General features: G+C 64.6%; 6 protein-coding genes. All 6 read left to right on the top strand.

Annotation, left to right across the window (positions count from 1 at the left end):
- On the top strand, positions 1–299 hold a 299-nt coding region (locus JOZ79_RS04370; protein ID WP_294071132.1), incomplete at its 5' end, for a tryptophan 7-halogenase.
- Between the two features lie 20 nt (positions 300–319).
- On the top strand, positions 320–2143 hold the full coding sequence (locus tag JOZ79_RS04365) for an alpha-amylase family glycosyl hydrolase (protein ID WP_294071130.1): 1824 nt from the start codon (positions 320–322) through the stop codon (positions 2141–2143).
- Positions 2133–3737: an alpha-amylase family glycosyl hydrolase gene (locus tag JOZ79_RS04360; protein WP_294071127.1), complete on the top strand. Its 1605-nt coding sequence runs from the start codon at positions 2133–2135 to the stop codon at positions 3735–3737. Before JOZ79_RS04365 ends, JOZ79_RS04360 begins: the two co-directional genes overlap by 11 nt.
- Positions 3734–5797 carry a glycoside hydrolase family 97 protein gene (locus JOZ79_RS04355; RefSeq protein WP_294071125.1) on the top strand — a complete coding sequence of 688 codons (2064 nt, stop codon included), beginning with the start codon at positions 3734–3736 and terminating at the stop codon, positions 5795–5797. Before JOZ79_RS04360 ends, JOZ79_RS04355 begins: the two co-directional genes overlap by 4 nt.
- Positions 5797–7293, top strand: a complete 1497-nt coding sequence (locus tag JOZ79_RS04350; RefSeq protein WP_294071122.1) for a tryptophan halogenase family protein — start codon at positions 5797–5799, stop codon at positions 7291–7293. Before JOZ79_RS04355 ends, JOZ79_RS04350 begins: the two co-directional genes overlap by 1 nt.
- Positions 7290–8207 (top strand): alpha/beta hydrolase-fold protein, encoded by a 918-nt coding sequence (locus JOZ79_RS04345; RefSeq protein WP_294071120.1) that lies wholly within the window; start codon positions 7290–7292, stop codon positions 8205–8207. The genes JOZ79_RS04350 and JOZ79_RS04345 overlap by 4 nt, the downstream gene beginning before the upstream one ends.
- Positions 8208–8251 lie beyond the last annotated feature (44 nt).

The raw sequence follows: 8251 nt of genomic DNA, 5'->3' as shown, positions 1-8251 counted from the left end.
GCAGGCACATGCAATTACCAACGACACTTGCCGACAAGATCGCATTGTTTCGTGACTCCGGTCTCTTCATGCGCGAAGAGGACGAGCTGTTTTTGGACGACAGCTGGGGCCAGGTCATGATCGGCCACGGGATTCTGCCCGAAAGCTGGTCGCCCCTCGCCGATAACGTTCCCGCCGAGGACATCGGGCCATTCCTCGAGAGCCTCGCCAGGAGCTATCGATTGAAAGCAGAGAGCCTGCCGCCGCATCGGCAATTCGTGGCGGCGATGACGGGCGAGCAAATGAGAGAACCCCGATGATTGCGTCTCGTAGCGTCCGAATGGCAATTGTATCGACCGTCGGAGCGGCACTGGCGGCAGCGATTGCGATTAGCCTGCCACAGGCCGCCCAGGCCGCTCCGGCGTCCGATTACCGGTCGCGCCTGCCGCAGGACGAAGTGATCTACTTCCTGCTCCCGGATCGGTTCGAGAACGGCGATCCGACCAACGATCGCGGGCACCTTAGTGGCGGGCGTCTCGCGACCGGCTTCGATCCCACCGACAAGGGCTTCTACCACGGCGGCGATCTCAAGGGCGTGATCAAGCGCCTGGACTATATCCAGGGCCTTGGGGCGACTGCGGTATGGGTCGCGCCGATCTTCACCAACAAGCCTGTCCAGGGCCCGCCGGGGCGCGAGAGCGCGGGCTATCACGGCTACTGGATCACCGATTTCACGCATGTCGACCCACACCTCGGCACCAACGCGGACTTCAAGGCCCTGGTGGATGCCGTGCATGCGCGCGGCATGAAGTTCTACATGGACATCGTCGTCAACCACACGGCCGACGTCATCCAGCTCGCGGAATGCAACAACCAGCTCGACTGCCCATACCGGAGCGTTGCCGACTATCCGTACCAGCTCCGCGGCGGCGTGAACGGCACTCCGATCAACCGTGGCTTCACGGGCGAAGAGGACGGCAGCCCGGCGAACTTCGACCGCCTTCGTGATCCGAATTACGCCTACACCGTGCGCATCCCGCCCAGCGAGCGCAACGTGAAGGTTCCGGCCTGGCTCAACGACCCGATCTATTACCACAATCGCGGCAACTCGACCTTCCGCGGCGAGTCCAGCACGATGGGGGACTTCTCCAGCCTCGACGACATCTTCACGGAGAATCCGCGCGTCGTTCAGGGCATGATCGACATCTACGGCGCCTGGATCGACAGATATGGCGTCGACGGTTTCCGCATCGACACGGCGCAGCATGTGAATCCCGAATTCTGGCAGAAGTTCGTGCCCGCCATGCTGGCGCGCGCACGAGCTCGGGGAATTCCGAACTTCCACATCTTCGGCGAGGTCTCGACGAGCGAGATGGACCCGGCGCACACCGCCGTGAACACGCGCGTCGACAAGTTGCCGAGTGTCCTCGATTTCCCCTTCACGCGGGCTGTGGTCGATGTCGTGTCCGGAGCCGCTGGGACGGATGAGCTGACCCGACTGTTTCGCGCCGACTCGCTTTATGAGGGTGGCGAGGAAGCCGCGCTGCGCCTTCCGACCTTCATCGGCAACCATGATGCTGGCCGCTTCCCGATGCTGATGCGGATGTTCGCCTCAAAGCTCGCTGGCGAGGAGCTTCTGGAGCGCGACATGCTGGGCCACGCAATGCTCCTGACGCTGCGCGGCGTGCCGACCATCTATTCGGGTGACGAGCAGGGCTTCGCCGGCAAGGGCGGCGACCAGGACTCGCGCCAAGACATGTTCGCAAGCAAGGTGGCGAGCTACAATTCCGACGCTCTGCTCGGGACGAACGCGACGACCGCCGCCGACAGCTTCAATCCCCAGCATCCGCTGTACCGAGAGATCGCCCAGCTCAGCCGAATCCGCACCAGCCACCTGGCGCTGACGCGGGGGCTGCAGCTCATCCGTTATGCGTCCGACAAGCCCGGCCTGTTCGCCGTGTCGCGGCTCGACCCTGCGAGCGGACGCGAGATGCTGCTGTTGTTCAACACGTCGACGACGCCGATCCACCAGAACGTGCGCGTAGAAACGCGATCGGTGGAATTCGACGCGCTCGCCGGCGCCTGCCCCGCCCGGGCAGCCGCGCCCGGCAGCGTCAGCGTCGACGTCCCCGCCCTCGGCTATGCAGTCTGCAATGCTCGCTGAGGACGTGGAACGCTCACCGGTTACCGGATCGAGCGCACCCTGGTGGAAAGGCGCGGCGATCTACCAGATCTATCCGCGCAGTTTCGCCGATTCGAACGACGACGGAATCGGAGACCTGCCCGGCATCACCGCTCGACTCGACTATGTCGCAAGCCTTGGCGTGGACGGCATCTGGCTGTCGCCTTTCTTCACATCGCCGATGCGCGACTTCGGTTATGACGTCGCCGATTATTGCGACGTCGACCCGGTGTTCGGAACCCTCGGGGACTTCGATGCGCTCGTCGAGCACGCTCACGCGCTCAAGCTCAAGGTCGTTATCGACCAGGTCTATTCGCACAGCTCGGATCAGCATCCCTGGTTCCAGGAGAGCCGTTCGAGCCGCTGCAATCCTAAAGCGGACTGGTACGTCTGGGCCGACGCCAAGGCCGATGGCTCGCCACCGAACAACTGGCAGTCCGTGTTCGGCGGCCCGGCCTGGCAATGGGACGCAAGGCGCGGCCAATATTACCTCCACAACTTCCTGACAGAGCAGCCGGACCTCAACCTCCACAATTGGGCGGTGCAGGATGCGATCCTCGACGTCGCGCGGTTCTGGATCGACCGCGGGGTCGACGGCTTCCGCATCGATGCGATCAACTTCGCGATGCACGATCCCGCACTGCGCGATAACCCGCCGGCACCCGAAGGCGGCAAACGGACCCGGCCCTTCGATTTCCAGACCCACCTCCACAACCAGTCGCACCCGGCGATCGTCGATTTCCTGCACAGGCTCCGCGGCGTGATAGGCGACGCCTTCACCGTGGCCGAGGTCGGCGGACCCGGTCCCCTCGCAGAGATGCATGCCTTCACTGAAGGCAACCACCGCCTGAACAGCGCGTACGGCTTCGACTTTCTCTACGCTGACGGCCTCACGCCGGCGCTCGTCGCCGAAGCGGTCAAGGATTGGCCGGATACCCCGGGGATGGGCTGGCCGACCTGGGCGTTCGAGAACCACGACGCGCCACGGGCAGTGTCGCGGTGGTGCGGCGGCGAACATTGCGGTCCGTTCGTTCGCATGAAGATCCTCCTCCTCGCGGCACTTCGCGGGTCGATTATTCTGTACCAAGGCGAGGAACTCGGCCTGCCGCAGGTGGACGTGCCGTTCGAAGAGCTCCAGGACCCTGAAGCGATTGCCAACTGGCCACAGACGCTAAGCCGGGACGGCGCGCGGACGCCGATGCCGTGGAATGCGGGCGCGCCGAACCTCGGCTTCTCGTCGGGCAACCCATGGCTTTCTGCTGGCGACAGCCACCGCTCGCTGGCCATCGACATCCAGGAAGGCGACGCGGATTCGACCCTTCGATTCACTCGGCGCTGCCTGGCGCTGCGGCGCGCTCACGCCGCGCTTCGGACGGGATCGCTGCGCATCGTCGAAGCCGGCGAGCGGAAGCTGGTACTGGATCGGATCGCCGGAGCCGAGCGCCTGCGCTGCTCGTTCAATCTATCGGAGGAAGCGGTCGCACATTCGGCGAACGGCAGAGTCCTGATCGCCACCGGCGCTGTTGCCGACGGCACGCTGGGCCCCTACGCAGCAGTGATCGAGGTGACCGAATGACACTTGCCCGGCTGTTTGCATTTGCATTGATTTTCCTCGCCGCCCCAGTTGCGGCGCAGACCGTACAGCAGGCCGCTCCAAGCGCGCAGGCAGTCGCGAGCGTCGATTCCCCCTCGCATGTCCTGCATGTCGAGGTGACGCTGAACCCCGAGGGCCGCGTCGGCTATCGCGTGACCCGGCTGGGCAAGCCGGTCATCGACGACAGCAGGCTCGGCTTCCTGTTCACCGATGCGCCCGAAATGCTTCGGAACTTCGCTTTCGCCGGCCTGTCGACGGCGACATCGGACAGCAGCTGGGACGAGCCGTGGGGCGAATATCGCACCATCCGCAACCACTATAACGAGCTGACCGTCACATTCGCGGAGACGAGCGCGCTCAAGCGGCGGATGTCCATCGAGTTCCGCGTCTACGACGACGGCATCGGCTTCCGCTACGACATCCCGCGCCAGCCCAATCTCACGCAGGCGAACATCGCCGACGAGCTCACGGAATTCGCCATCGCCGAGCCCGGCACCGCCTGGTGGGACGACGCGCAGGAATGGAATCGCGAGGAATATCTCTATCGCCGAACCCCGGTCGAAGAGGTCGGATTCGCGCAGACGCCGCTGACAATTCGCACGGCAAGCGGGCTTCACTTGTCGATCCACGAGGCCGCGCTGGTCGACTATTCCGGAATGGATCTCCGCCGCGTGCAGGGCCGTGTCTTCAAGGCCAATCTCATGCCGTCGTCGACGGGGCCAAAGGTAACTCGCGACGCGCCGTTCACGACGCCGTGGCGCGTGATCATGATCGCGCCGGACGCCCCTGCCCTCTACAAGTCCGCGCAGATCATCCTGAACCTCAACGAGCCGAACAAGCTGGGTGACGTCAGCTGGGTCAAGCCGATGAAATATGTCGGCATCTGGTGGGCGATGCACCTCGACCAGGCGACCTGGAACTCTGGTCCGAAGCATGGTGCAACCACCGCCAATGCCGAACGCTACATCGACTTCGCCGCCGCCAATGGCTTCAAGGGAGTCCTTGTCGAAGGCTGGAACAAAGGCTGGGACGGCCCCTGGTTCGGCAACGGCTCGGACTTCAGCTTCACGCAGTGGTACCCGGACTTCGACCTGCCAGCGGTCGCCGCCTACGCGAAAGCCAAGGGCATTGCGCTGATCGGGCACCATGAAACCGCCGGCAACATCGCCAATTACGAGAAGCAGATGGGGCCGGCTTTCGACCTCTATCAGCGGCTCGGCATCCACAATGTGAAAACGGGCTACGTCGCGGACGCCGGAGGCATCCAGGCGCTCGGGCCGGACGGCAAGATCCACTTCGAATGGCATCAGGGCCAGGTGATGGTCCGCCACCACCTCAAGGTCATCACCGAAGCCGCCAAGCGCCACATCACCGTCGACGCGCACGAGCCGGTCAAGGACACCGGCCTCCGGCGCACCTACCCCAACTGGGTCTCGCGTGAGGGTGAGCGTGGCATGGAATATAATGCCTGGGGCGTGCCCAAGAACCCGCCCGAGCATGAGGCGAACCTCGTCTTCACCCGGATGCTCAGCGGCCCGATGGACTTCACGCCCGGCGTCCTCAGCCTGATGGGCAAGGGCAATACCCCGATCCTGTCGACATTGGCCAAGCAGCTGGCGCTCTACGTCGTCATCTACTCGCCGATCCAGATGGCCGCAGACCTGCCGGAGAACTACGCTGCCAACCCCGCAGCCTTCCAGTTCATCAAGGATGTCGCCGTCGACTGGGACGACAGCCGGATGCTGGCTGGCGAGGTCGGCGACCTGGCTGTGTTCGCGCGCAAGGCCCGCGGCTCTCCCGAATGGTTCCTGGGCGCGGTCGGCGATGAGCAGGAGCGCCGTTTCGACGTGTCGCTGGGTTTCCTGCAGCCCGGTCGTCGCTACGAAGCTCAGATTTACCGTGACGGTGACGACGCCGACTACCGCACCAACCCGCGCTCGATCGTGATCGAGAAGCGGATCGTGACCTCCACCGACCGGCTCGCCGAGCGCATCGCTCCGGGCGGCGGAACGGCCGTCCGGTTCGTGCCCATCGCCCGCTGATGCCCGCTCCGCCCCGGTCGGTCGTCATCCTCGGCGGCGGCACCGCGGGATGGATGGCCGCGAACCTGCTGCAACGGCGCTGGGCAGGGCACGGCACGAAGATTATGCTGATCGAATCCAGCGCCATCGGCATCATCGGCGTCGGAGAGGGCTCGACCCCACAGCTCAAGGCCTTCTTCGATCAGCTCGGGATCGCCGAGTCCGAATGGATGCCGCGCTGCAACGCGACCTACAAGGCGGGCATCGAGTTCGAAGGCTGGTCCGACCGCCCCGCTTACGAGCGCTACTTCCACCCATTCCCGACCGAGGTCGACGGATTTACCCAGCCCGCGTTCTTCTACGCAACGCGCGCGCGCCGCACCGGGCGGAACGTACCGGCACATCCCGACGCCTTCTATTTGCCGACCCGCATCGCCCGGGAGGGCCGGGCGCCCGTCGCGCCGGATAATTTCCCATTCGTTGTCAGCTACGGCTATCACTTCGATGCCGTCCTCCTCGGCGCATTTCTCCGCGAGGTGGCGACGGCTCGAGGCGTCGAGCATATGGACGCGCGCATCGCCCACGTCGAACTTACCGATGAAGGCAACGTCGCCGCCCTCGTCGCGGAGGACGGCCGTCGGTTCGAAGCCGAACTGTTCGTCGACGCCAGCGGATTTCGCGCCGCGATTATCGAAGGCGCGCTGAAGGAACCGCATCGCCCCTTCGGTGAGAATCTCTTCAACGATCGCGCGGTCGTTGCTGCCACGCCGCGCTCGCATGGCGAGATCATCGCCTGCACCCGCTCGACAGCGCTGTCGGCGGGCTGGGCGTGGCAAATCCCTCTGAGCAGCCGGACCGGCAATGGCTACGTCTATTCGTCGCGCTACATCGACCAGGAGTCGGCCGCCGCAGAACTGCGCGCCCACCTCGGTCTGGCCGTGGACGCCGAGGTTCGGCATCTCGACATGCGCTGCGGCCGGATCGAGCGCAGCTGGGTTCGCAACTGCGTCGCGGTCGGGCTGGCCCAGGGCTTTGTCGAGCCGCTGGAGGCTACCGCGCTGCACGTCGTGGTGATGACGGTCGAGCGGTTCCTCGACGCCTGGGAAACCGGTGACCGCGATGGCTTCAACGCGTCGGTCGCCCATCGATACGAGGGCATCCGCGACTATCTCGTCTGCCATTATCGCACGGCCCTGCGCCGCGACACGGACTATTGGCGCGACGCAGCGCGGATGGACTGCCTCTCGGACAGCCTCAAGGGCATCATCACTGCCTGGTTCACCGGTGCCGATCTCGAGCGGGAAGTGCTTGAGCAAGGCGCCACCGCTTATCCGCCGCAATCCTGGCATTGCATGCTCGCCGGCTACGGCAACTTCCCGGATGACAGCCGGCTGTTCCCGCCCGCCCCCGATATCAGCCCGATCGACATGGCGCATATCGAGCGCTTCGTCAGCGGCTGCGCAATGAATTTCCCAGGCCATTCCGAGGCGCTCGCACGCCTCGAGGAGACAAGATGATCCGATACGTCCTCGCCCTAGTCCTTGTCCTGCTCTCGGTTCCAGCCGCCGCCGATGTGGGCGCTGGCACGCTCGTCGATCTCGGCATCGTCAAATCGGCCTATGCGGATCCACGCCACGTCCAGGTCTGGTTACCGAGCGGCTATCGATCCGATGGGCCGAAATATGCCGTGCTCTACATGCACGACGGCCAGAACCTGTTCGACAAGGCGACCGCCGGCTACGGCATGGAATGGCAGATCGACGAGACCCTCGACGAGCTGATCAAGGAAAATCAGGTCCGTCCGGCCATCGTCGTCGGCATCTGGAACACGCCCAAGCGGCTCCAGGAATACCTTCCGTCCAGAGCCTTCACCGGCCTGCCGTCCGACTATCAGACCAAGATCAAGGCGCTCTATGGGGGGCCGCCGCTGGCGGACGGCTACCTCAAGTTCATCGTCCGCGAGCTGAAGCCGATGATCGACAGGCGCTTCAACGTCCGTACCGATCGCGCCAACACGGTCATCATGGGCTCGTCGATGGGCTCGCTGGTCTCCCTGGACGCGATCAACCAATATCCGCAGGTGTTCGGCGGCGCCGGGATGATGTCGACCCACTGGCCCCTGTTCATGACCCCGGACGGCAAATCCGTCGGGGACTCCGAATATGAGACCGTCTCGTCGGCTTTCGTTCGCTACCTGACCCCTGCTCTTCCGGACCCGCGCACCCACCGGCTCTATTTCGACCACGGCAGCGAGACGCTCGATGCCGTCTATGCCCGCTACCAGAAGCGGGTAGACGGAGTTGTCCGCCGCCGCGGCTACACCAAGAACATCAACTGGATGAGCCTCAGCTACCCGGGCGAAAAGCACAATGAGATCAGCTGGGCATCGCGGGTCGCGGTGCCGCTGCAGTTTCTGCTGCCGCCTGACTGAGGAAGCGAATGGTAGCGGAGGAGGGACTTGAACCCCCGACACGC

Source organism: Sphingomonas sp. (assembly GCF_019242355.1).
In the GTDB taxonomy this organism is placed as follows: domain Bacteria; phylum Pseudomonadota; class Alphaproteobacteria; order Sphingomonadales; family Sphingomonadaceae; genus Sphingomicrobium.
Note: the sequence above shows the minus strand (reverse complement) of the source record. Positions and strands in the feature narration are given on the sequence as shown.

Excerpts from the sequence above, each read along its gene's own strand:
- JOZ79_RS04365 (WP_294071130.1), top strand. The coding sequence starts at position 320 with ATGGCAATTGTATCGACCGTCGGAGCGGCACTGGCGGCAGCGATTGCG.
- JOZ79_RS04360 (WP_294071127.1), top strand. The coding sequence starts at position 2,133 with ATGCTCGCTGAGGACGTGGAACGCTCACCGGTTACCGGATCGAGCGCA.
- JOZ79_RS04355 (WP_294071125.1), top strand. The coding sequence starts at position 3,734 with ATGACACTTGCCCGGCTGTTTGCATTTGCATTGATTTTCCTCGCCGCC.
- JOZ79_RS04350 (WP_294071122.1), top strand. The coding sequence starts at position 5,797 with ATGCCCGCTCCGCCCCGGTCGGTCGTCATCCTCGGCGGCGGCACCGCG.
- JOZ79_RS04345 (WP_294071120.1), top strand. The coding sequence starts at position 7,290 with ATGATCCGATACGTCCTCGCCCTAGTCCTTGTCCTGCTCTCGGTTCCA.